Origin of the sequence: Blautia sp. HCP3S3_C12, from assembly GCF_052064155.1 — a bacterium.
Taxonomy (GTDB): domain Bacteria; phylum Bacillota; class Clostridia; order Lachnospirales; family Lachnospiraceae; genus Blautia_A.
Window position 1 is genome coordinate 1 of record NZ_JBQHWC010000028.1, and the last position, 23,326, is coordinate 23,326.

The 23,326-nt window shown below is 43.4% G+C and carries 20 protein-coding genes and 1 pseudogene; 16 read left to right on the forward strand and 5 right to left on the reverse strand.

The window, feature by feature from the left end; translation table 11 throughout:
- Positions 1–219: 219 nt before the first annotated feature.
- Both ACTNDS_RS15725 and ACTNDS_RS15730 read right to left on the reverse strand, forming a co-directional pair.
- Positions 220–2,055, reverse strand: coding sequence for a serine hydrolase domain-containing protein (locus ACTNDS_RS15725; protein WP_441036733.1), 1,836 nt, complete (start codon positions 2,053–2,055; stop codon positions 220–222).
- Positions 2,056–2,353: 298 nt separating this feature from the next.
- Entirely contained in the window at positions 2,354–3,733 is a 1,380-nt protein-coding gene (locus ACTNDS_RS15730; RefSeq protein WP_441036734.1) for a citrate/2-methylcitrate synthase, read from the reverse strand.
- A gap of 361 nt (positions 3,734–4,094) precedes the next feature.
- On the opposite strand from ACTNDS_RS15730, the gene ACTNDS_RS15735 reads away from it, so the two are divergent.
- Entirely contained in the window at positions 4,095–4,574 is a 480-nt protein-coding gene (locus ACTNDS_RS15735) for an acyl-CoA thioesterase (protein WP_173742500.1), read from the forward strand.
- A 38-nt stretch (positions 4,575–4,612) separates the two neighbouring features.
- Here ACTNDS_RS15735 and ACTNDS_RS15740 read toward each other — a convergent pair whose 3' ends face one another.
- Entirely contained in the window at positions 4,613–5,155 is a 543-nt protein-coding gene (locus ACTNDS_RS15740; RefSeq protein WP_441036735.1) for a hypothetical protein, read from the reverse strand.
- A 221-nt stretch (positions 5,156–5,376) separates the two neighbouring features.
- On the opposite strand from ACTNDS_RS15740, the gene ACTNDS_RS15745 reads away from it, so the two are divergent.
- The 4 genes from ACTNDS_RS15745 to ACTNDS_RS15760 all read left to right on the forward strand — a co-directional run bounded on the left by ACTNDS_RS15745 (position 5,377) and on the right by ACTNDS_RS15760 (position 11,668).
- Positions 5,377–7,095, forward strand: coding sequence for an alpha-amylase family glycosyl hydrolase (locus ACTNDS_RS15745; RefSeq protein WP_441036736.1), 1,719 nt, complete (start codon positions 5,377–5,379; stop codon positions 7,093–7,095).
- 271 nt (positions 7,096–7,366) lie between these two features.
- Entirely contained in the window at positions 7,367–8,455 is a 1,089-nt protein-coding gene (locus tag ACTNDS_RS15750; RefSeq protein ID WP_441036737.1) for a substrate-binding domain-containing protein, read from the forward strand.
- Positions 8,448–9,902, forward strand: coding sequence for a sensor domain-containing diguanylate cyclase (locus tag ACTNDS_RS15755; RefSeq protein ID WP_441036738.1), 1,455 nt, complete (start codon positions 8,448–8,450; stop codon positions 9,900–9,902). The genes ACTNDS_RS15750 and ACTNDS_RS15755 overlap by 8 nt, the downstream gene beginning before the upstream one ends.
- 95 nt (positions 9,903–9,997) lie before the next feature.
- A complete protein-coding gene (locus tag ACTNDS_RS15760) occupies positions 9,998–11,668 on the forward strand; it encodes an AAA family ATPase (RefSeq protein WP_441036739.1) in 1,671 nt (556 codons plus the stop codon).
- A 199-nt stretch (positions 11,669–11,867) separates the two neighbouring features.
- Here ACTNDS_RS15760 and ACTNDS_RS15765 read toward each other — a convergent pair whose 3' ends face one another.
- Entirely contained in the window at positions 11,868–12,374 is a 507-nt protein-coding gene (locus ACTNDS_RS15765) for a site-specific integrase (protein ID WP_441036762.1), read from the reverse strand.
- Entirely contained in the window at positions 12,326–12,559 is a 234-nt protein-coding gene (locus ACTNDS_RS15770) for a hypothetical protein (RefSeq protein WP_441036740.1), read from the reverse strand. The genes ACTNDS_RS15765 and ACTNDS_RS15770 overlap by 49 nt, the downstream gene beginning before the upstream one ends.
- A gap of 449 nt (positions 12,560–13,008) precedes the next feature.
- Between ACTNDS_RS15770 and ACTNDS_RS15775 the strand changes: the two genes are divergently transcribed.
- The 11 genes and pseudogenes from ACTNDS_RS15775 to ACTNDS_RS15825 all read left to right on the forward strand — a co-directional run bounded on the left by ACTNDS_RS15775 (position 13,009) and on the right by ACTNDS_RS15825 (position 23,325).
- Positions 13,009–13,398, forward strand: a complete 390-nt coding sequence (locus ACTNDS_RS15775; RefSeq protein ID WP_441036741.1) for a hypothetical protein — start codon at positions 13,009–13,011, stop codon at positions 13,396–13,398.
- A 63-nt stretch (positions 13,399–13,461) separates the two neighbouring features.
- Positions 13,462–14,913, forward strand: a complete 1,452-nt coding sequence (locus ACTNDS_RS15780; RefSeq protein ID WP_441036742.1) for a sugar transferase — start codon at positions 13,462–13,464, stop codon at positions 14,911–14,913.
- 80 nt (positions 14,914–14,993) lie between these two features.
- Positions 14,994–15,527, forward strand: coding sequence for a glycosyltransferase (locus tag ACTNDS_RS15785; protein WP_441036743.1), 534 nt, complete (start codon positions 14,994–14,996; stop codon positions 15,525–15,527).
- Between the two features lie 406 nt (positions 15,528–15,933).
- A pseudogene (locus ACTNDS_RS15790) lies at positions 15,934–16,218 on the forward strand (sugar transferase); the annotation flags it as partial.
- A 613-nt stretch (positions 16,219–16,831) separates the two neighbouring features.
- Positions 16,832–17,611, forward strand: coding sequence for a glucose-1-phosphate cytidylyltransferase (gene rfbF / locus ACTNDS_RS15795; protein ID WP_441036744.1), 780 nt, complete (start codon positions 16,832–16,834; stop codon positions 17,609–17,611).
- On the forward strand, positions 17,612–18,667 hold the full coding sequence (gene rfbG, locus ACTNDS_RS15800; RefSeq protein ID WP_441036745.1) for a CDP-glucose 4,6-dehydratase: 1,056 nt from the start codon (positions 17,612–17,614) through the stop codon (positions 18,665–18,667).
- An 11-nt stretch (positions 18,668–18,678) separates the two neighbouring features.
- Positions 18,679–19,605: an NAD-dependent epimerase/dehydratase family protein gene (locus ACTNDS_RS15805; protein WP_441036746.1), complete on the forward strand. Its 927-nt coding sequence runs from the start codon at positions 18,679–18,681 to the stop codon at positions 19,603–19,605.
- Positions 19,606–19,610: 5 nt separating this feature from the next.
- The gene (gene rfbC / locus ACTNDS_RS15810; protein WP_441036747.1) at positions 19,611–20,180 is read left to right on the forward strand and encodes a dTDP-4-dehydrorhamnose 3,5-epimerase; all 570 of its coding nucleotides are present in this window, start codon (positions 19,611–19,613) and stop codon (positions 20,178–20,180) included.
- 26 nt (positions 20,181–20,206) lie between these two features.
- Positions 20,207–21,223, forward strand: a complete 1,017-nt coding sequence (locus tag ACTNDS_RS15815) for a glycosyltransferase family 8 protein (RefSeq protein ID WP_441036748.1) — start codon at positions 20,207–20,209, stop codon at positions 21,221–21,223.
- Positions 21,224–21,228: 5 nt separating this feature from the next.
- Positions 21,229–22,206, forward strand: coding sequence for a glycosyltransferase family 2 protein (locus ACTNDS_RS15820; protein ID WP_441036749.1), 978 nt, complete (start codon positions 21,229–21,231; stop codon positions 22,204–22,206).
- Between the two features lie 54 nt (positions 22,207–22,260).
- The gene (locus tag ACTNDS_RS15825; protein WP_441036750.1) at positions 22,261–23,325 is read left to right on the forward strand and encodes an acyltransferase; all 1,065 of its coding nucleotides are present in this window, start codon (positions 22,261–22,263) and stop codon (positions 23,323–23,325) included.
- Position 23,326: the final 1 nt, after the last annotated feature.

Consider the following 23,326-nt stretch of genomic DNA (forward strand, 5'->3'; position numbering starts at 1 on the left):
CATAATCATTAATTCGACAGCAAAATTTTACATATCTATTTCTTATCAGAAAGATTTACTTTCCATAGACACAAGAATTTTTACACCCTCGACAAAATCAATATCGCCTCTATTTCACTTACATGAAAAGAGGCGATATTTTTTGAATACATATATTTAATGTATTTTTCTGTTCCTATAAATTTCCTATATCACACAATAACGCTTCCAAATTCTCCATTATTTTTCAGCAATAACATCATCTCTCTGCACATTCCCCTCATCCTTCATCTCCAAATCTCCCCAACAAACCGGCTCAATAGTCTGTTCCATGAGCCTGATTGCCAGGTCTCTGGCGTTTTCGCCCAGGAGAGTGCTGTTGGGCAGCTTGGCAGCCAGCTCTTCAGTGATGGAGCTCAGCCCTTCCAGGATCATTCCTTTGCCTGGAGTTTCTTTCCACCGAAGCTCGATTTCCTTCTCGCTGTGGAAAAACACAGACAAAAGTCGTTTCGCGCATTCCTCTACAAAGGTGATCTCCAGCTTCAGTACAGGAATCTGGTTTTCATTTCTGGTAAATTCTCCCAGTGTGCGTACAAGATAATTTTCTCCGTGCATGGAAACTGTACCCAGGGCAGCCTGGCGGAAGCCTACAGGCAGAGTATGAATTTCTTTCCCTTCCAGAAAGGACACAGAGAAAATCCCAGATTCACAGGAGAAAGAAATCTTTCGGATGCCCTCTGTCATATTATTATGGAAGACCTGCATAAACAGCGGAAACAGGCCAATGCTTTGCTGGCGTATTTCATAGGCTCGGCCATGAAGCTCCTGTCTGAATTTTTCGAAGAAAGCAGGAGAGTGGGATTTTTCACAACAGCTGTTATTTCTGCGCAGCTGACGTTTTTTCCAGCCCCCACGCAGAATAGGGCGGGTCAGCTCCATTCCCTGCTCCAGTTCTCCGCACAACCGCTTCAGCAGCAGGGCAGCAGCCGGGTTCTCAGGAAGAGTATCAGCAGGAGCATATTCCGGCGGAAAATATTTCCGGATAATATTTAGCATAATGCAGTCCTGGAATAATTCATTATTTCCTGCATTCGTCACCAGGACCATATCCATATCCGGATAGATTACCACATTCTGACCCAGCATTCCGTTGAATTCGAAACTTCCGGGCCGTTGCTCCATCCACAGCTGGTAACCATAACCATAGGTATCATCAGGAGTTTCCCAACGCTTTTGGGTGGAAGCCTCTACCCAGCTTTCCGGAATGATCTGTTCTCCCTTCCATTTCCCCTTCTGGAGATAAAGCTGTCCAAGCTTGGCCATATCCTCTGCACAGAGGAAAAGCCCCCAGCCGCCCTTTGTGATCCCGGCAGGACAGGTTTCCCAGAAATATTTTGTAATTCCCAGAGGCTGAAAAAGCCGTGGCTTCAGATATTCGGCCAAGGTTTCCCCTGTGCGCTTTGTGACAATAGCAGACAGCATATAGGTGTTCATGCTGTTGTACTGAAAAATCTGGCCGGTAGTTCCGTTTACTGTAGAATTCAGATAGCTGGCTACCCAGTCATTTCCGGATACAATACCGGATTCATTAAAGGTGATCCCACTGGACATAGTCAGGAGATTTTCCACTGTGATCACAGGCCGGAAAATTTTCAGCAGGGAATTGACCTTATCAGGAAAAATATCATAAATATTTTCATCCAGGCGAAGCTTCCCTTCCTCAATCAGCAGTCCCACAGCCATTCCGGTGATGCTCTTACACATAGAATGGGTAATGTGCCACATGCCTTTGGGATAAGGTGCAAAATTACATTCGCAGATTACCTTTCCGTGGCGGAGAGCCATGAAGTGATGCATTTCCGTGCCCTCTGCATGATACAGTTCCCGGATCAGGGCTGTAAGATACTCAGAGGAAATTCCCTGGCTCTCCGGAGTCGTCCGCTCAAAGGGCTGCTCATAAGGGGCATCAAAAGGAAAGTCCTGTTTCTGAGGAAAATAATTTACACGCCCGCTACCTGTCTTGCCCAGAATAATATTAAAAATTAATTCTGCAACTGCAATCTGTTCTTTACTCATAATGTCCCTCCTGTATAAAATCAAATAGATAAAAGAATCTGCCTTAAAACAAGAGAATTAATCGTGCAAGCTTGTTATAAGAATCAACTTGTCGGCACATTAGTTTTCTAAATTATACCTTTACAAAACAATAAATGCAAACACATTATAAACATGTTTATGCTTATAATTGTTTGCATTTATCTCTTTTATAATGAGTAAAATCAGACCGCTTTCTTATATAATATAAGTCTTTTTTCTACAGATTGTGTGATGATTTTTCAAATACGCTCTAATTCCCAGGTCTGGAAGAGAGTACTTATCTTTCCTCAAATGGTATAAAGTCCGTATGTTCTCCTACATATTTATAAGCAGGACGGATGATCTTGTTGGCGCTTATAAGCTCCTCAAGTCTGTGGGCACTCCAGCCAGGCATACGTGCAATGGCAAAAATTGGTGTAAACAGCTCCTGAGGGATTCCCAGCATACTGTAAACAAAGCCACTGTAGAAGTCTACGTTTGCGCACACATTTTTAAATATCTTTCTGTGTTCCATAATAAGTTTGCCTGCCAGCCCCTCAACTCTGTTGTAAAGCTCGAACTCCTCAGTCATGCCCTTTTCCTCAGCCAAAGCCTTGGCAAAACGCTTCAGGATCACTTCACGGGGGTCAGAGAGAGTATAGACCGCATGACCCATACCATAGATCAGTCCTGCACGGTCAAAGGCTTCTTTATTCAGAATCTTCTGGAGATAATCAGCCAGCTCATCCTCATTCTCCCAGTCCTGTACGTGAGCCTTCAGGTCAGCAAACATATTCTGGACCTTCAGGTTGGCACCACCGTGACGGGGACCCTTCAGGGAGCCAATGGAAGCAGCAGTGGAAGAGTAGGTATCCGTACCTGAGGAGGTTACCACATGAGTAGTAAAGGTGGAGTTATTACCACCGCCATGCTCAGCATGGAGAATCAGTGCAATATCCAGAACCTTAGCCTCCAGCTCTGTATACTGGCCATTCGGACGCAGCATCAGCAGAATATTCTCAGCCAGGGAAAGACCTCTCTGTGGATTGCGGATAAACAGAGTCTCATCCTTACGGAAATGGCGGTATGCATGATAGGAATAAACAGCAATCTCAGGAAGCTTGGCAATCAGCTCCAGAGACTGACGCAGTACATTTTCAGGAGAAATATCCTCCGGATTGTCATCATAGGTGTACAGGGCCAGTACACAGCGCTGCATGGCATTCATAATATTGGCATTGGTACCCTTCATAACCACGTCACGGACAAAACGACCGCCCAGCTCCTCCATGTTTCCCATAACATCGAAAAATCTGGCCAGCTCATCCCTGTTGGGAAGCTTGCCGAAGATCAGCAGATAAATAACCTCTTCAAAGCCGTAACGTCTGCCGTTCAGACCATTGATAATATCCTGTACATTGATGCCCTGGTAAAAAAGCTGTCCGTCTGCAGGAATCCGGCGTCCATTGACCAGCTTATAACCATTTACATCAGAAATTTCAGTCAGACCGGTAAGAACACCCTTACCTGCAGAATCACGCAGACCTCTTTTTACATCGTATTCTACATATAAATTAGGATCAATATGATGATTTCCTAAAAGCTCATGCTCAAAGAATCTCATCTTGTCCCTAAGCTGCCTGGAATCTTCCAGACTCATCATTTCATGCTTTTCCATAATATCTCTCCTCATATATGTACATATTCTTAATCTAACATTTTACCGTAACGCAGTGAGAAAGGCAATAGAACGATTGTATTTTTTTGAATACAATTTTAACCGAATCAAGTAAGTCCCCTGCTTCAACTGCGAAAAGCAACAAACAGTGGGGGACTTGATTGTATCAGGAGGAGTGCAAACTCCTTCTGATAAACTGCGGAGCAGTTATTCGGCAAAGATAATTTACAGGTTTCGTGAAATTCGGTTGAAAATACCTGTCAGTGTATATATAATTAATGTGCCAAATGGCAGATATATAAATAAAGTAATTACGTATTAAAATGTATTTGTATAACACAAAGGAGTGCAAAAAATCAATATGTCAGAACGTAAAATGAAACGGGTTGAGGACTCGTTGACCGAACAATCCCACTTACTTATGCCTAAATGTCTCAATGCAGCAGGTTATCTTTTCGGCGGACAGCTGCTGGCCTGGATCGATGAGACTGCAGGTATTGTAGCCAAACGCCACGCAGAGATGAACGTAGTGACAGTAGCAGTAGACAATATGTATTTCAAAGCCGGAGCCCAGGTAAATGACACCATCGTACTGATCGGGCGTCTCACACATGTAGGACGATCCTCCATGGAAGTGCGGATTGATACCTACAGAGAGGATCTGGGCGGAACCCGTACCATGATCAACCGTGCATATTTCACTATGGTGGGTACAGATGAGAAACAACATCCGGTAGAAGTACCGGGACTGATCATTGAGGGAGTTACCCAGCAGATCGAATTTGAAGCAGCGAAAAAACGGGCCAATCTGTGGAAAGTACGCCGCCAGGAGGGATTCTGATTAGTATTAGAATCCCCTGACGGACATGTACCAGAAACTTATTCCTGACCCGGATCAGAAGGGGCAGTATCCTGGTAGGAGAAATCTTCAGAGGTGTCATCCCCTGAGGTATCCGTGGACTCATCCGAGTAATCAATCTGATCCCCGTCACCGGTATTATCGGTAGTATCAGAATTATCATTGCTATCAGAACTGTCACTGCTATCAGAGCCATCTCCGTTATCGGAAGAATCCTGGTCTGCAGAACCATCCCCGGAGCCATCTGCAGAACCATCTCCGGAACTATCCTGGCTATCATTATTATTTCCCGGATCCTCCTCGTAGGATCCGCTGTCATAATCCCAGTCAGTGCTGCCGGAATCATCATAATTACTCTCCTGAGTATAAATAGGAAAGCCATTTTCTTCTGCCTCAGCCTGGGCCTGCGCTTCCGCCTCGGCAGCTGTTTCCGGAGCTTCTGTAAAGGTGGTCACACCCTTGGACACCTTACTGTCCTTTGGCGCAACTGCCGAAACTCCAAACATGGCCACACACAGCAGAACCGCTGTGCCTGCAATCTGCAATTCATCTATATGTCTCATAATCATTTCCTCCAAAGTAAACCTTCCCCACCATTATAGCACGACCGGAGAAATTTGTGTATTCCTGAAATATAGTAATACGCTTCATGATATATGAAATTTTTTAGGGTAGAATTTTGACAGATAATCTGCTATTATAAATAACAGATGCGTTACTGTCTGACAGGCATTCTTGAACTGTCCGGGATCATCGCAAATATAAAAACAGAGGTGTAAAATATATGAGCTGGTATAACGAGGCAATCTTTTATCATATTTATCCACTGGGACTGACCGGAGCGCCCAAGGAGAACGACTATGGCACTCCTGTCCATCGACTGAATACCTTACTTCCCTGGATCGACCATATTAAGGAAATCGGGTGCACGGCACTCTACATCGGTCCTTTATTTGAGAGTGTGGGACATGGCTATGAGACTACCGATTACAGGAAGCTGGATTCCAGACTGGGAACCAATGAAGACCTGAAGAATTTTGTGGCTGCCTGTCATGAGAAGGGAATCCGGGTGATCTTTGACGGTGTGTTCAATCATACAGGACGTGATTTCTTTGCATTCAAAGATATACAGCAGAACAGGGAGAATTCCAGATATGTGAACTGGTACTGCAATGTGAATTTCTGCGGAAATACGGAATATAATGATGGATTTTCCTATGAGAACTGGGGAGGGTACAACCTTCTGGCAAAATTAAACCAGAGAAATCCGGAGGTACAGAACTATATCTGTGATGTAATCCGTTTCTGGGTATCTGAGTTTGATGTGGACGGAATCCGTCTGGATGCAGCAGATGTACTGGACTTTGATTTTATGAAAGCACTGCGCAGGACAGCCTCTGAGGTCAAAGCAGATTTCTGGCTTATGGGAGAGGTGATCCACGGGGATTACAGCCGTTGGGTCAATGGGGAAACCCTGCACAGTGTAACCAACTATGCCCTGCACAAGGCCTTGTACAGCGGACACAATGACCACAACTATTTTGAGATTGCCCATACAGTGAAATATCTGCTGAATATGGGAAATCTGGATCTCTACAATTTTGTAGACAACCATGATGTAGAGAGAATCCACACAAAGCTGACAAACAAAGCCCACTTTGCTCCGGTGCATATCCTTCTGTATACACTGCCGGGGATCCCCAGCATTTATTATGGCTCAGAATTTGCCATTGAGGGCCGCAAGGAGCAGTTTTCCGATGCCAGCCTGCGTCCGGCACTGAACCTGGCAGATTATGCAGATGCAGTAGAGAAGAATCCCTGTACTGCACTGATCGCTGCCCTTGGAAAAATCAGACAGCAGACACCGGCATTAAGCTATGGCAGCTACACAGAGCTTCAGCTTACCAACCGCCAGTATGCCTTTGCCAGAAACCTGGATGGTGTCTCTGTGATCGTCACTGTAAATAATGATGACAATGATGCCTCCATGAATGTACCTGCCGGAAATACTTCTGAATATGTAGGAACACTTACAGGACAGCATGTCAAAGTCCAGGATGGACGGATCAATGTAACAGTCCGCGGCAATTTCGGAGAAATCTGGGTACCTGTAAATGCAGCAGCTGAATATGAACCGGTGAAAGTACAGACAGAGGAAGAAAAACCTGGCTGTCAGGCTGCTGTTGAGACAACGGAGGTAACGCCTGATTCTGATACCGCGCAGGAGGATGTAGAAACTGCCTGTACCTGTGAGACAGTAGAAGTACAGCCTGAGAATACACCTTCAGAAAAGAACAATACAGAAAATTTCCTGGAAGCTCCCAATGAACCTGTAAAAACAGTTTCCAATAAATCCCCGGAAGAAATGACTGTGGAGGAACTTCAAGCAGCAATCCTGGGAAAAATGGCCAACAATGGTCCTGTTACCGACCAGATGAGAAAAACAGTGGCAGACAATATCTGGCACGATTCCCTGGTCAACTGGCTGAAGAGCTTCCGGTAGACAATTATGGAATCAGAAAAACCTTCCGAAGGGAAAACAGCAGCCCCAACCGCTGCTTTCCCTCCGGGAGGTTTTTTAACCGAATTAATCAAGTCCCCTGCTTATTGCTTTTCGCAATTGAAGCAGGGGACTTGATTGATTCGATTAAATAATACCCATAAAAAAATAATACCCACAAAAGAAAATATATACACTTGCAAGGCTGAAATTTTGCGCGTATACTTTATACTAATACATGTAAAACAGTACAATCATATGTTGGAGACCTTATATGGACCAGAAACAATGGAAACAAAACCAAAGAATTAAAAGGGCATTTCTGCCTGTGACCTCAGGACTGCTTGCATTAATGGTAATGGTGGGCGGCTGCGCACTGCCCGGCAATTCAGGACGGGATACTGGGACCCAGGCAGCTGCAGATACCGATGAAGCTGCGGTGGTTGATTACACCTGCATTGCCAATGCGGGCAGCCAGGAGAAAATATACGTGATTCTGAAAAATTACAATGGCGATTACTGGAAAAAGGTGATCCAGGGAGTTACAGAGGCAGCAGAACAGATAGATGAGGCTGTATATCTGGGTGGCATCAACAATGAGACAGATATATCCGGACAGATTTCCCTTATAGAAAAAGCCCAACAGCAGGGGGCAGACGGAATCCTTCTGGCACCTGCCAATTCCAATGCCCTGGCGGAAAGCTGCCAGGAGATCAAAAACCAGAATATTTCCCTGGTACTCATCGATTCCTCTATTAACAGTGACGCCTACGACACCTGCTATATGACCGGAAATATGGAAGCAGGCCAGATCGCAGCCAGAGAAATGCTGGCCATGCTTTCAGAGCAGGGAAACACAGACCAGGATTCCCTGGAGGTGGGAATCCTTCTGTCCTCTGACTCATCCCAGGCCATGGTCAACCGTGTCTCAGGCTTCCTGGAATACTGGGCAAAATATGCACCTGAGAAATGGACTATCAACCAGGACATCCGCCTGAATGGAGGAGACATGGAGAATGCCCAGGCAGATGTGTCAGAGCTTCTCAGAAACAACAGACATATCAAGGGGCTGTATGGCTGTAACAACACCTCCACCAAGGGCATTGCAGCAGTCCTGATGAGAGCAGCCAGAAAGGATATTGTAATGGCAGGATTTGACCTGGCAGAGGAGACTGCCAGCCTGATCCGGGATCCGGATTATCATGGCATCACCCTTCTGCAGAAACAGGAGCAGATGGCATATAAGGGAATGCTTTCTCTGGATCAGCAGATCCGGGGAGAAAAGCCGGAACAGAAATATATAGATACCGGAGTGCTCCTGGTGGACAGAGATTATCTTTTGGAGAACGAGCAGAATGAGTGATAGAAGAAAGAACACCAAAAAAAGAAAGCTATATCTTGCCATATATCTGTGTCTCTGTCTGCTCATCATCCTTCTGGCTTATTTTCAACTGAGCCGGATGGCCCGGGACTACAACACCCGACACCTGGAACTGATCACCGGGCTTTATGCAGAGAAAATGAATGATTCCATGGAATATCTTCAGAACTATGCCCAGGACAATGTAAAGGTAGCCCAGGCAATGGAGGACAAAACTCCCGCCCAGATCCTTGCCTGTATGGAGGAGAACCTGGACAGCAGGGTATTCTGCGGCATTGGTCTGATCGGAGAGAAGGGGGAAATCTACGGAAGTAAATATGCAGCCGCAGATATCCGCCAGGAGGGGCTGGATAAACAGGCTCTGGAGGCAGAGGAGTTTTTTTACTCCGATCCCTACCAGTCCAGCGAGACAGGAAGCATGATCGTCACCATCTTCGTCCCTGTGCCGGATTCTTCCTGGCTGCACACCATTTATGTGTCTGTGAGAATCGAGAATCTGAGACAGTTTGGTGTATACGATCTTTTGCGGGATAAGATCAGTGTCCACCTGCTGAAGGCAGACTCTGAGAATTTCGTCACCTGTATCAGCAATTCCAGCGCTGAGAACTTTGAGGGAAGCTGGAACAACCTGCTGCTCCAGCAGAGATATTTTCAGTATAATGACGGATATTCCTACAGCCAGTGGGTCAGAGACATGCGCTCCGGCAAAAAAGACGGCAGGTTCTCAGCCACCATCCGGGGTGTGGAATCCACCATCTCCTACAGGAGCATTACCAGCATGCCGGGCTGGTACGTAATTGTAGAGCTGGCAAACAAAGACATCTCCGACATTACCCAGCAGTTCTCCTGGCTGGGAGGAACCTTCGGATGCATTCTGGTAGCCATTACCCTGATCTATATGCTGTCCATCCTGCTGCTGGAGAAAAAGGACAAAAAGGTTTACATGGGCCTGTCTGCCACAGACCCTCTTACAGAACTTCTGAACCGTCGGGCTCTCCAGAACGCAGTGGAAGAGGAACTGAAGAAAAAGGCAACCGGTTATTTCATATTTATAGATATCGACAACTTCAAAACCTACAATGACACCTATGGCCACAGCAACGGAGATCTGTGCCTGAAGCACTGTGCCCGCACTATGAAAAAGTGCTTCCCGGAAGACAGCATCCTGGGCCGCTACGGAGGCGATGAATTTGTAGTCTGTCTGAAAGGTGCCACCCAAGAGGAAACCTATGCCTATATGCAGGAATTCCAGAGCTGGCTTACCCCGCTGACCCTGTCCACAGGAGAAGTGGCAGAGCTTTCCGTCAGCGCCGGCGGCGCTGCCTACCCAGACCAGGGCGAAGACTTTGTATCCCTGTGCCGAAGTGCAGACGCAGCACTGTATGAAGTGAAACAGAACGGTAAGGGAGATTTTCGGGTGAAAGGCTGAATGTGAACAGCGGCAGGCTTATTCTTGTGTGGACAGCAGATTCATGGTATGATGAAAACAACAGGAAATGAATGTATTTGAGAGGAGCAGTCTGAATGAAGAACCTGAACATCCCTGTGGGAATTTCCGATTTTGAGAAAATCCGCAGAGAAGGATTCTACTATATAGATAAAACCGGTCTGGTAAAAGAACTGCTGAATCCAAAACCAGCAGAGGTAACACTGATCACCCGCCCCCGACGTTTCGGCAAAACACTGGCAATGAGCATGCTGGAAAACTTTTTCGATATCAAAAAGAACAGCCGGGAGCTGTTTGCAGGACTGGAAATTTCATCCAGTGAGGAATTGTGCAGCCAGTGGATGAATCAGTGCCCTACAGTATCTCTGTCCTTTCGGCAGGTAGACGGACTGGATTTTTCCAGCGCTTACGACATGCTGACAATGGTGATTTCCAATCTGTTTAACAGGCACCGTTATCTGCTGGAAAGCCAGGAAATTTCAGAATTTCAGAAAACAGCTTTTGTGCAGATCGCCAGCCAGAAAGCTACAGCAGGAGAGATCAAGAACAGCCTGATATTGCTTACAGACATGATGCAGACCTACTATGGAAAAAAGGTGCTCCTGCTGTTGGATGAGTATGATGTGCCTGTGGCAAAAGCCAATAACAATGGTTACTACGAAGAAATGTTGGATGTGATGAAGGGACTGATGCAGGCTCTTAAGGACAACCGGGCACTTGGCTTTGCAGTGGTGACCGGGTGTATGAAAATTGCAAAGGAGAGCATTTTTACAGGCACCAATAACTTTGTTTCAGATACTATAGCAGATTCCAGGCTTAATGAATATTTTGGATTTGTACAGAGAGAAGTGGACCAGATCCTGGCAGACGGAGAGATTACAGATAAGAGAGAACTTATAAAACAGTGGTACGATGGGTATCATTTTGGAGACTGGGATGTATACTGTCCCTGGGATGTGATGAATTATGTGCTGGAACTACAGCATAATCCTCAGGCAAAACCTGCAGGATACTGGAAAAACACCAGTGATAATGCCATTATCCGATCCTTTATTGACTATGCCGGAGGCAGTATTACCAGAAAGCTGGAAATTCTCATGGAAGGAGGATATATCATCCAGCAGATTGATAAGAACCTGACCTATGACTATCTTCATTCTTCAGAGGATAATCTATGGAGCGTTTTGTATCTGACAGGGTACCTGACACAGGTGCGGCCGGAAACTCTAAACCGGGAATTGCCGGCAGGATCTGCAGCATTGCAAATCCCCAATGCAGAGATAAGGGAAATATTTGAGACAACAGTGATCCGGTGGTTTGATGACAGCGCAAAAACCTGGAACAGAAACCATCTATTTGCTGCAGTTTGGAAGGGAGACAGTGAAGCTGTCACAAAGGAAATGACAGCCCTCCTTCGCAGGACCATCAGCTACCATGATTACAGAGAGGATTTTTATCATGCATTCCTGGCGGGAATCTTTACAGGAGCCGGATATATGGTAGACTCCAACAAAGAGCATGGAGAGGGCAGAAGTGATATTGTAGTATACGATCCGGTTAACAGCCGGGTGGCGGTCTTTGAAGCAAAATATGCAAAGACAATGGAAAAAATGGAAGCAGAATGTGAACGTGCCCTGAACCAGATCAATGACCGGATGTATACAAAAGAATATGAGGAAGACTATGACCACATCCTCTGCTATGGAATCTCATTTTTCAGAAAACGGTGCATGGTAAAGAAAAAATAGAAATAAACCAAAGAAAAAATTAAATAAGAATACACAAAAGAAGAAACAGTAGTGAACAGACAAGATAGCCTGTAAACTGCTGTTTCTTTTATTAAAATATAGTCCAAAATGTGCTGAAAATTCGTGGAGTATTTTACTCTACGAAAAAAGGCCCCCGGAACTCCCATAAACAGGGAATTCGGGGGGCTTTTGACCAGAATTAATTGACGGCAAAAAGGCCGGAGAGCTTCTGCATGTTCTGGTGCTTCAGCTCCATGGAAGGATGGACATAACGGTTCATAGTAATATTTACATTGGCATGTCCCAGAATCTCACTTAAGCTTTTTACATCAAAGCCAACCTCCACACAACAGGTAGCAAAGGTATGGCGCAGCGCATGGAAATTCACGGGCTTCAGACCACACTGCTCCTGCACATAGCGAAAATAATTCTGCATGACCCTGGGCTCCACATATTTCTCCTCTCCGCAGGCCAGCACAAACCCCTGCCTGTCCGGAAATTCCCTGGAGATCAGCTGTCCCAGGCTTTCCGGCAGAGGAATGGTCCGTATAGAACATTTGCTTTTGGGAGTAGAAATCTTTACCGTGGTTTTGGTATTGCCGGAACCATTGGTCTGAAGCCGCTGCATGGTCTGATGGACATAGATAAAGCCCTCTGTCAGGGAAATGTCCTTCCACTGCAGCGCACAGATCTCACCAATACGCAGTCCGGTAGCAAAGGGTCTGTGACAAGGTCTGCCACTGCCTGGCTTCTTTTCTTGCGCACCTCATTATAGGTGGAAGCATACACAGAACCGTAGACGGCTTTTCCCTGGGGAGTCCTGGCTTTGATATAACGGCCCTCCCAGCGGCCATCTTTACGTTTGTAGATATTTTCTCCTTTTCTTGACATGATGTAACTCCTTTCGATAAAATATAGGAACATAACTGTCCGACAAGTCTAAATATAGTTGCGCGACAGCTGTCTGACCATAATTGCAACGGCAAATAGCACCCAAGTCAGCCCACTTTGGTCATGATTTTTGCAAGGATAGATTAAAAACCATATAAAAACTCCCTCTGTTTGTTAAAAAAATTTGTCATAAACAGAAGAATTTCACAGATTCGTCACAGAAATGTTGACAAATTGTGCTACGGTATATAAAATAAAGAGAGTTGAAAGGGACTAGAAAAGTCTGAAACCAGATTCGTAGAGTAAAATACTCTACGAATCCTGTCGAAATCTGCGAAAAAGGAGTGATCGTCATCTGGTACTTATGCGACTGTGGAGAACAAAACCCCACAGAATTTGCCAGAATCTGCAGACAAAGCCTCTCTGCCCGTGCATTGGAGGACGCTTTCGTGCCTACTTATGATCGGATGAAACGGTACCAGGGGCAGTGGCATGTGGAACAGGGGATTGCATTTCCGGATATTATCTTTCTGGAAAGCGAAGATCCGGACGCTTTGGAACAGGAACTTCATGATAAATGTCCTGACAGCCGTATGATCCGCTTATCTTCGGAACAGAAAGGACTGTTTGCGCAGCTCTTTGGGGAAGAGAAGCATATGTCACTTTCAAAAGGACATATCCGACAGGGACAGACCCATGTTACCCAGGGACCCCTGCAGGGCAAGGAATCCCTGATCAGGAAAATTGACCGACACAAGAGACTGGCCAGGCTGGAAGTGCCGGCTGGAGAGGGTACACAGACACTCTATGTAGGTCTGGAAATTATTTCCAAAAGTTAAATGACTGTGTCAGACGCAATCATAAAGAGGGAGAAAACGTAACAAGAAGGAGAATATGAAAACGTGTATAGAAAAGATACGGATGGATGGCTGAAGCATTGGGATTTTATCCTGTTGGATATGATTTGTCTGCAGCTGGCTTTTGTGCTGGCTTACGGATTAAGCGGATATGGGTTTAATCCCTATCAGACCATGCTTTATCGGAATATGTCAATTTATATAGAAGTGGCAGACCTTGCAGTTCTTTTTCTGCTTGGCACTCTGAGAAATGTGCTGAAGAGAGGATATTACAGGGAGTTTCTGATCACTGCCTATCAGAGCATCGTGATGGGAGCTGTGTCTGTCCTTTATCTGTTCCTCATACAGCAAGGGCAGATGTATTCCAGACTGGCTATGATTTTGACATTTGTGCTGTATACTCTGTTAGCCTATATTACCAGAATTCTGTGGAAAAGATTTTTACAGAGCAGGAGAAAGGAAGTCGGAAATCATTCTCTGCTTATTGTAACCACTGAGAAGATGGCTGTAAAAGTAATCCATAATGTTCAGGAGCAGAATTATTCCAGATATGTGATCTCCGGAGTAGTTCTGCTTGACCGTGATCTGACTGGTCAAAAGATTGCGGGAATTCAGGTTGTAGCCAATGCGGAAAATGCTGCGGAATACGTATGCCGGGAATGGATTGATGAGGTATTGGTGGTTACACCAGAAGAAATTCCTTATCCGGACAAACTGTTGGAACGGTTTTCGGAAACTGGTGTGACCGTGCACCTGAATCTGGCAAAGATTAACAGTGAATCAGGGAAACGGCAGTTTGTGGAAAAAATCGGCAATTATACAGTGTTGACTACAAGCATTAATTATGCGTCAGCCCGTCAGCTTTGCTTGAAAAGGTTGATGGATATAGCAGGAGGGCTGGTAGGATGCATCTTTACCGCAATCCTGTTTGTTTTTGTAGCACCGGCTATTTACATTGCATCACCGGGACCCATCTTTTTTTCTCAGGAGCGTGTGGGAAAGAACGGAAAGAAGTTTAAGATGTATAAATTCCGTAGCATGTACATGGATGCGGAAGAACGAAAAGCAGAGCTGATGAAGGATAACAAATTAGGGGATGGAAAAATGTTTAAGCTGGATTTCGATCCTCGGGTTATTGGGAATAAGGTTATGCCGGATGGGACTCGGAAGACGGGTATTGGAGATTTTATAAGGCGTACAAGTATTGACGAATTTCCTCAGTTCTTCAATGTACTGAAAGGTGATATGTCCATTGTGGGAACCAGGCCACCGTTAATATCAGAAACGAATCTCTATGAATTACATCACAGGGCACGGCTGGCGATAAAGCCGGGGATTACGGGAATGTGGCAGGTTAGTGGAAGAAGTGATATTACGGATTTTGAGGAAGTGGTGAAGTTAGACAAAGAATATATTGAGAATTGGGATATTGGGTTGGATTTGAAGATATTGCTGAAAACGGTAATGGTGGTGATTAGAAAGGATGGATCGGTGTGAGAAAATGATGATAGCGGACGGGGAGAACCTATCCACTGTTTGATCCGGAATGTCGTTAAACTATAGCAGAGGAGATAAGGATGATAAATAAAGGCTTTCAGCAATCAAAGAAACAGATTGTTTATGAACCAACTGCTGTCTGTTATACCGGAGTGCCACATAGCATCAAAAGATTACTGCATCAAAGGGACAGGTGGCAAAGAGGCTTGATGGATTGTCTCATCAAGCACCATAATTTGATTGCCAACCCACGCTATGGACTATTGGGACTCGTAACAATGTGCTATCAGCTTATGGTTGAATTACTTGGACCGATATTTTGGGTGATTTATACGGTTTTGCTGATAGACAAGAATATGTTTCCTTTTTTTTTTGGTGGCGTTTGTCGGATATGCTTTGGTGCAAATCGGACTGACGATATTTGCAGCATACATAGATACAGAGAAAAATATGGGGAGTCTTTTGAGGTGGATACCGAAACTGATTTTAACAACAATAGAAGAAATGGTGTTGCAAATACCCATTATGGTAGCGAGGGTAGTTGGAATGCTTACATTCCATTGGCGAAGACTTGTCTGGTAGATTTGATATTCTCACAATACTGCAGGGTTTAGCACTCGCTGCACCATTAAAGACAGCTATACACTGTATATTTGTATGCTCGCCATACATTACTGGTTAGTCTCTCATTCTTTCCACCCTACCTTATATGTACTATTTATAACCACTTTCACCAACCCCCTCCCTGAAAGATTAGGTTTAAATAGGAAGTTTAAAAGGGGAGAAAAGATAAGGGTATAGGACACTGGGTGAATGGGGTTGAGTGGGAGAGAAGAAAAGTGGAGTTAGGGAGAGATCCACGCAGGAGAGTGTGGGAGAAAGACAAAAGATGAGGAGATAAGAGTTATATGGATGTCAATAGTACCGATTTTGACATGGAAGAAGGAATAAAAGTTTTTTGATAGAAAACAGGAGCTCTGTAGCTACAAGGGTTATTGAGCATTACGAAGAGGGCGGGATGCGTACTTTAGCGGATTAACAATGATTGTTTTAAGTCCTGTGCTACTTCTTACAGCTCTTGCAGTATTGATTGATGATCCACATGACAATCCGATTTTTATACAACTTCACTGTGGACGAGATGGCAAGAAGTTCTATATGTATATATTTCGCTCTATGTATATGGATGCTGAAAAGTAATTAGAAGAGCTTCCTCAGCTTTGGAACATTTTAAAGGGTGATATGAGCATTGTGGACACAAGATCGGCTCTTTCAAGGGAGGTTGAGCAGTATATTGATATCTAGAGACAGAGAATGTATATCACACCTGGTCTTACCTACTATTGGCAAATAGCACCGAATAGAAATGATATCAGTTTTGATTACTGGATGAAGCTTGATATGAAATACTTAGTAGAAAGTAGTTTTTGTGTGATTGGAAGATTATATTCATGACTGTTAAAGCAGTTGTGTTTGGGATGAGAAGGTAAGGATAAAGAGATATTTAAGATATATCCCGCTCATATTATCGTTACTCCTGATATTTGGATTAACGTTTCAAAACAGAGCTGGATTTAAACAACTAACTGAGAATAAACAGGCGATTATTGAAATGTGATCAATAGTCTAGTTAAGACCAATTTGTGGAATAACCACATACTGGTGAGAAAACTTGGTCACTTTCTGGAGTATTTTTTGTTGGGCTTGAGTAGTGTGATAGTTCTTGGAAAAGTGGAAAGCTGGAATGCTCTGTGTGGCAGTTACTTTAATGGATCAGATAGTGAAAGGAATTCTTCCAGGTAGAGAATTTGACTAGAGAGATATGCCATTTGATTTAATCGATATATGTGATAGGAATCCTGGTAATGGCAATAGTCTTGGAGATTAGAAATAGATAAGCAGAAGAGGAGAGGATAAGGTGAAAGCAGTTATTTTAGCGGGTGGATTTGGTACACGTATTTTCGAAGAATCCCATCTGAAACCAAAGCCGATGATTGAAATTGGAGAAATGCCTATCCTTTGGCATATTATGAAAGAATATTCTTTCTATGGAGTAAATGAGTTTATTATCTGCGCCGGATATAAGCAGCATGTGATTAAAGAGTGGTTTGCAGACTATTTTATTCACACGTCTGATATTACTTTTGATTTTACTAAGGGCAATGAGATGATTATTCATAATAAGCACGCAGAACCTTGGAAGGTTACGGTTGTGGATACAGGACTCAGTACGCAAACGGGAGGACGCATTAAGCGAGTAAAAGATTATGTCGGTGATGAAACCTTCATGGTGACTTACGGAGATGCAGTTGGAGATATAAACATTGATGAACTGCTAGCATACCATATTGAGCATGGGAAAATCGGAACAATGTCAATGTATAACTTTGGTCAGACAAAAGGCATCGTTGATGTTGGCTCGGATGGTAATATCAAAGCTTTTAGAGAAAAATCAGATTTTGACGGCAATCTCATCAATATTGGCTATATGGTTTTTGAGCCCACCATCTTTGATTATATCGAGGGTGACAGCACGATTTTTGAAAAGGAGCCGTTGACACAGTTGGTTGAAGGTGGTCAACTGGCCGGATATGTTCATAAAGGCTTTTGGCAGTGTATGGATACCTTAAGAGAAAAACAGAAGTTAGAAAAACTGTGGGCTAATGGAGAAGCACCTTGGAAGATTTGGGAGGATTAAATGAATTTCGATTTGAGTTTTTATAAAGGAAAGAAAGTATTTGTCACCGGGCACACGGGTTTTAAAGGCTCATGGCTCTGTAAGATGTTGGGGAATGCTGGCGCGATTGTCACAGGATACTCCCTGAATCCCCCAACAAATCCGTCCTTGTTTGAGATTGCAGCGATTGATCAGGATGTTCACTCTGTCATCGGTGATATCCGGGACTATCCGGTGCTGAAGGCAGCGTTTGATGAGGCACAGCCGGAGATTGTTCTCCATTTGGCGGCACAGCCCATCGTCCGTGACAGTTACAAAGATCCGGCCTATACATATGAAACTAATGTCATGGGTACAGTGAATATTCTGGAATGTGTTCGTAACAGCGATTGTGTGAGATCTTTCTTGAATGTGACCACAGACAAGGTCTATCTGAATAAAGAATGGGCATGGGGCTATCGTGAAAATGAAGAGCTGGATGGATATGATCCCTACTCCAACTCCAAGTCTTGCTCGGAACTGGTGACGCATTCCTACAAGAACAGTTTCTTTGCGGATGGTCGTGTTGCGATTTCCACGGCCCGGGCAGGGAATGTGATTGGCGGAGGTGACTTTGCCAATGATCGCATCATCCCTGACTGCATTCGAGCAGCAATGAAGCATGATGACATCGTGGTACGCAATCCGTTCTCCACTCGGCCCTACCAGCATGTTCTGGAGCCTCTGTATGCATATTTAATGATTGCAGCGATGCAGTATGATGACGGTAAATACGCTGGTTACTATAATGTAGGCCCTGAGGATGTGGACTGTTTCCAGACGGGGGCTCTGGTGAATCTGTTCGTCAGCAAGTGGGGAGAGGGCATGAAATGGGTGAACCGCTATGACGGTGGCCCCCACGAGGCAAACTTCCTGAAGTTGGACTGCTCTAAGTTGAAGGCGACTTTTGGCTGGAAGCCCCACTGGAATCTGGATACCGCCATTGAGATGGTAGTGGAGTGGAGCAAGTGCTGGGCCAATGGTGGCGACATCCGGGTTTGTATGGACGAGCAGATTAATAGTTTTATGAGATCGTAAAAGGGGAAACTATGGAGAATATACTGGTGACTGGAGCAGCTGGCTTTATAGGTTCAAAGCTGGTTGCTGAATTGATAAAACAGCAACATAAGGTTTACGCATTGATTGAAAAAGGCGACTCAATGAGTCGAGAAAAATTATACACTATTAATTCAAATATAGAAATTATTGATGATTTGCAGTATATGCTAAGAAATACAACTGCATATCCATCGTTTGATAGAATCTTTCATCTTGCGACAGTAGGCGTCAGGCCAGACTTTCATGATATTAACCTGATTTGTGATGTCAATATAAAGATGGGGTGCCAGCTGGTAGACTTCGCCAAAGAAAATCGTAGCGGCGTTCTAGTGAACTTTGGCTCTTGCTTTGAATATGGAGACCACGGAGATGTTCTTTTGACGGAAGATATGGATTGTCGTCCAGAGTCGTTATATGCGATTTCAAAGAACGCATCTACGAATCTTGTTACGGGCTATGCGAAAAATCAGCATGTCAACATGATAAATGTGAGGCCTTTTGGCGTATTCGGTGAAGGAGAAGGTCCGACAAGATTGGCACCCTCAATCATTGCTAGTTGTATGAAGGGCGAGAAGGTGAAGACTACTCCCGGGGAACAGATAAGAGACTTTGTAAATGTGAAAGATCTCGTAAAGGCGATTATCTGCCTCTCAGAATCGGAGTATAAACCATACGAGATTTACAATATCTGTTCTGATAATCCAGTCAGTGTTAGAGATTTCATAATGGAGATTGTCGATGTCTGTGGCTTTGATGTATCGCTTGTAGACTTCGGCAGTATTCCGTATAGAAAAGGTGAAGCAATGGTATTTGCTGGAAACAATAAAAAGCTTCAGAGTGTAATTCAATATGATTTCCCTCGTAATCACAGGGACGGAATACTTGATATTTACAACTCCATGAAAACAGAGGATTAAGAATTATGGCATTTGAATTCAAGAAAACAAAGATTGCGGATCTTCTTGTAATTCAGCCACATATGTATCCGGATGACCGTGGGCTATATAAGAAATGCTATGAGAGAAACATATTCGAGGAAAATGGAGTAATCTGCACCTTTACCGAGTCAAGTGATTTGTATTCAAAAAAAGGTGCATTAAGAGGCTTACATTACCAAACTATTGATTCTCAAGCAAAGCTCATTCATGTGATATCGGGTGTGTTGTTTGATGTGGCGTTAGACTTAAGAGAAGATTCCTCAACATTTGGGGAATACCACACAGAACTTCTTAGGGCGGAGGACAATAAGATTGTTTTTATCCCAGAGGGCTTTGCGCATGGTTTTATAGCATTGACTGACAATACTGTATTTTCCTACCAGTGTTCCGGCAGCTATGTTCCAGAAGCATGTGGCGGTATCAGGTGGGATGATCCGGAGTTAAATATTCCCTGGCCATTAAAAGAATATGGCGTGGAAAAGGTAATTGCAACAGAAAAAGATAAAAGCTGGCCAACATTGTCAGAATATAAGCTCAAAAATGGAATCAAATAAGCAGAAAGAAAAGGGGGGAGGAATCGATGGACATATTATATTCAAGCAGTGATAGTTATGCTTTTTTGACAGGAATATCGATTTTTTCACTATTGGAAAATAATAAGTCCTGTGACAGGATACATATCTATATTATGGATAATCATATCTCAGCAGAAAACAAAGATAAGCTGGTGGAGGTAGCGAACAACTACAAAAGGCAGATATCTTTTGTTCCGATGCCTGATATGAAAGAACTTACAGGTCAGGAAATAGATACAAGGAGATGGAATATTAGCACATTTGGTCGACTATATATGGCAAGCGCATTGCCAGAAACTGTTCACAAGGTGCTGAATATTGATTGTGATACCATCATTTTAGATTCGATAGAGCCGCTCTGGAATGCAGATATGAGTGGTAAAGTCTTTGGCGGAATGCTGGAGTGCATTAATGACCGATATAGAAAGAATGTTGGAAAAACCAGTGGCGATTATTATTTGAACGGAGGCATCGTCTTCCTGAATTTGGACGAAGTTCGTGCTGGTAGCTATGAAAAGAAGTTTACAGATTATATAACGAAATATGGAAGCAGTTTGGCGTATCTGGATCAGGATGTTTTGAATGGCGTTGTTGAACAGAGCAAAAAAATGAAGTTGCCAATGAGATATAATGTTCTATCCATCTATTTCTATGCAACTTATGAGCAGGTGCTGAGGATTCGCCGCTCAGGATCAGAGGCGTTTTATAGTAAAGAAGAATATGACCTATCTGTCCAGCATCCTGGATTGGTGCATTTCACGACATGCTTTCTGGATGGATTAAGACCATGGATAAAAGGGAATCAACACCCGTTCTTAAAGCAGTTTCTTCAGTATAAGGAAATGTCTCCATGGAAGGAAGTACCTCTCCAGGAGGATAAACGTAGCGGTTTAGTAAAGTTAATAACCGCCATGATCCGAAAAGCTCCGCGCTTCGCGTTGTGCGAAGTCGCCTCCATATTGCATGGAGTCATTATTCCAGAAAAGAACTATAGACGAATGAAACAGAAAGTAAAAGAGTGATTAAGATGCCCGAGTTTAGTGTTATTGTACCGATATATAGAGTGGAGAAGTACCTTAATAAGTGCGTTGACAGTGTATTGTGCCAGACATTCGACGATTTTGAATTGATTCTCGTTGATGACGGCTCACCGGACAGATGCGGTCAGATTTGTGATAGTTATGCATATGCTGACTCTCGAATAAAAGTTGTTCATAAAAATAATGGAGGCCTGTCAAGCGCCAGAAATGCTGGCCTTGATATTGCAGCAGGTAAATACATTATTTTTCTAGATAGTGATGATTATTGGGACGATAATACAGCCTTAGAGCATATTCATAATAATCTGGCTGAAACAGACGCAGACCTGCTTGTGTTCCCGGCCAAACGTTTCTATGAAGACGAGAATAGATTCACCTACATCTTAAATCTTGAAGTTGATCGGAATCGAATCATAGATACCAATGCAAATTGTGCGATTGAATATATGTTGGAAAACAATATCTATCGTGCTGCCGCATGGAACAAAGTAATTAGAAAATCTGTTATAGATGAGCATCTGATACGTTTCAAAGAAGGATATCTCAGTGAGGATATGGACTGGTGTGGAACTTTATTGCTATACTCGACAAGGTTCGATTTTTATAAAGAACCGTTTTATTCTTATAGACAGCAACGTAGTGGTTCTATAACGAGTAAAAAATCAGAGAAACTTGTAGCTGATAAAATTGAGCTTTGTGCAAAGGGCTACAAACAGGCTAAGGAATATCCGGATAGGAAAAAAGGAAAGCTCCTTGGTTCTTATTATGCATACGAATATGCGGTGACATTAGGGGTATCAGCAAATGTAAAGGATAAGGACACCCTTCGGCAAATGAAAAATCTTGAGCCGCTGCTTAAGCACGATATGTGTAATAAGGTAAAAAAAGTCAATAAACTACGTAGGGTAATAGGATACGAGTTAACGAGAAGAGCGCTGTGCCTTTTTGTTCAGATTAAAAAATGACACATACAGTAGGCGTAAAGTTTGTAAAGGAATTCTGGGGAGGAAAAGAGGGAAGTGCTTGGAATTAAAATAGAAGACAAAATGTCATATGAGGCTAAACTGCCATATATAGAGTATATACGAGTGTTTGCAACATTGGCGGTCGTATTTTTGCATATAGTTATGACTCTGAATAACAATTATACCGTTGAAGAGCTGGGGGTTTTTAATTATACAGTCTTTAGTGATTGTTATATGCTTGTCAAATGGGCTGTTCCTTGTTTTATTATGGTTTCAGGAGCTTTACTACTTAATCCGGATAAACAAATTAGTGTTAAAAAAACAGGAAAGTATATCTGGAGAATGCTTTTGGTTCTTCTGACTTTTGGAGTTGTCTATGCTCTAATGGAGTTAGTCTTCATAGAGAAGACAATAGATGCAAGGATTTTAGGTAGAGCATTGCTGAACACGGCGGAAGGCAATACATGGTCTCATATGTGGTACATATATGCTCTGATTCCAATATACATTATAATGATGCCACTGAAGGATTTTATCCGGGTACAAAATAGAAAATCAATCAGAATTTTTATTGCTGTATTGTTTGTTGGAAACTTCCTGATTCCGACTGTCAACACCTTGTGTGGAACAGATCTTAAAACCTTTATGCCTGTCAATGAGTATGTAACTTACCTCATTATAGGCTACTATATTTCAACCATTCCAAATGATTCAAAGCTGTTTCAGAGGCCGATTTACATAGCGGGGGGTATCGCAACTATCGGTATGATTGGAATCGAGACATATTCCTTGGTAGTGCACAACGAAGTTGCGGCTGTCAATCACGCGTCAGGTGAGATCTTGACATTGATCCAGTCGGTATCTGTGTTTATGTTAATTAAGATTGTGTTTGAGCACAGAGAAACCACTTATTTGGTACAAGCGGTATCGCAATATTCGTTTGGAATATATCTGATACACCCATTTTGGATTAACTTGATTTATAAAGTGCTGAAAATCAACCCACTATCGATGCCGATTGGAATCGGGATTGTTGTGCTGTTTGCTGTTGTATTTGTATTGTCTTTTATATCAGCATGGCTTGTAAAGAGACTGCCGGCGATAAAGAACATTATTTAGG

Coding starts and splice junctions, on each gene's coding strand:
- ACTNDS_RS15725 (WP_441036733.1), bottom strand. CDS start 2,055: ATGAGTAAAGAACAGATTGCAGTTGCAGAATTAATTTTTAATATTATT.
- ACTNDS_RS15730 (WP_441036734.1), bottom strand. CDS start 3,733: ATGGAAAAGCATGAAATGATGAGTCTGGAAGATTCCAGGCAGCTTAGG.
- ACTNDS_RS15735 (WP_173742500.1), top strand. CDS start 4,095: ATGTCAGAACGTAAAATGAAACGGGTTGAGGACTCGTTGACCGAACAA.
- ACTNDS_RS15740 (WP_441036735.1), bottom strand. CDS start 5,155: ATGAGACATATAGATGAATTGCAGATTGCAGGCACAGCGGTTCTGCTG.
- ACTNDS_RS15745 (WP_441036736.1), top strand. CDS start 5,377: ATGAGCTGGTATAACGAGGCAATCTTTTATCATATTTATCCACTGGGA.
- ACTNDS_RS15750 (WP_441036737.1), top strand. CDS start 7,367: ATGGACCAGAAACAATGGAAACAAAACCAAAGAATTAAAAGGGCATTT.
- ACTNDS_RS15755 (WP_441036738.1), top strand. CDS start 8,448: ATGAGTGATAGAAGAAAGAACACCAAAAAAAGAAAGCTATATCTTGCC.
- ACTNDS_RS15760 (WP_441036739.1), top strand. CDS start 9,998: ATGAAGAACCTGAACATCCCTGTGGGAATTTCCGATTTTGAGAAAATC.
- ACTNDS_RS15770 (WP_441036740.1), bottom strand. CDS start 12,559: ATGTCAAGAAAAGGAGAAAATATCTACAAACGTAAAGATGGCCGCTGG.
- ACTNDS_RS15785 (WP_441036743.1), top strand. CDS start 14,994: ATGATAAATAAAGGCTTTCAGCAATCAAAGAAACAGATTGTTTATGAA.
- rfbG (WP_441036745.1), top strand. CDS start 17,612: ATGAATTTCGATTTGAGTTTTTATAAAGGAAAGAAAGTATTTGTCACC.
- ACTNDS_RS15805 (WP_441036746.1), top strand. CDS start 18,679: ATGGAGAATATACTGGTGACTGGAGCAGCTGGCTTTATAGGTTCAAAG.
- rfbC (WP_441036747.1), top strand. CDS start 19,611: ATGGCATTTGAATTCAAGAAAACAAAGATTGCGGATCTTCTTGTAATT.
- ACTNDS_RS15815 (WP_441036748.1), top strand. CDS start 20,207: ATGGACATATTATATTCAAGCAGTGATAGTTATGCTTTTTTGACAGGA.
- ACTNDS_RS15820 (WP_441036749.1), top strand. CDS start 21,229: ATGCCCGAGTTTAGTGTTATTGTACCGATATATAGAGTGGAGAAGTAC.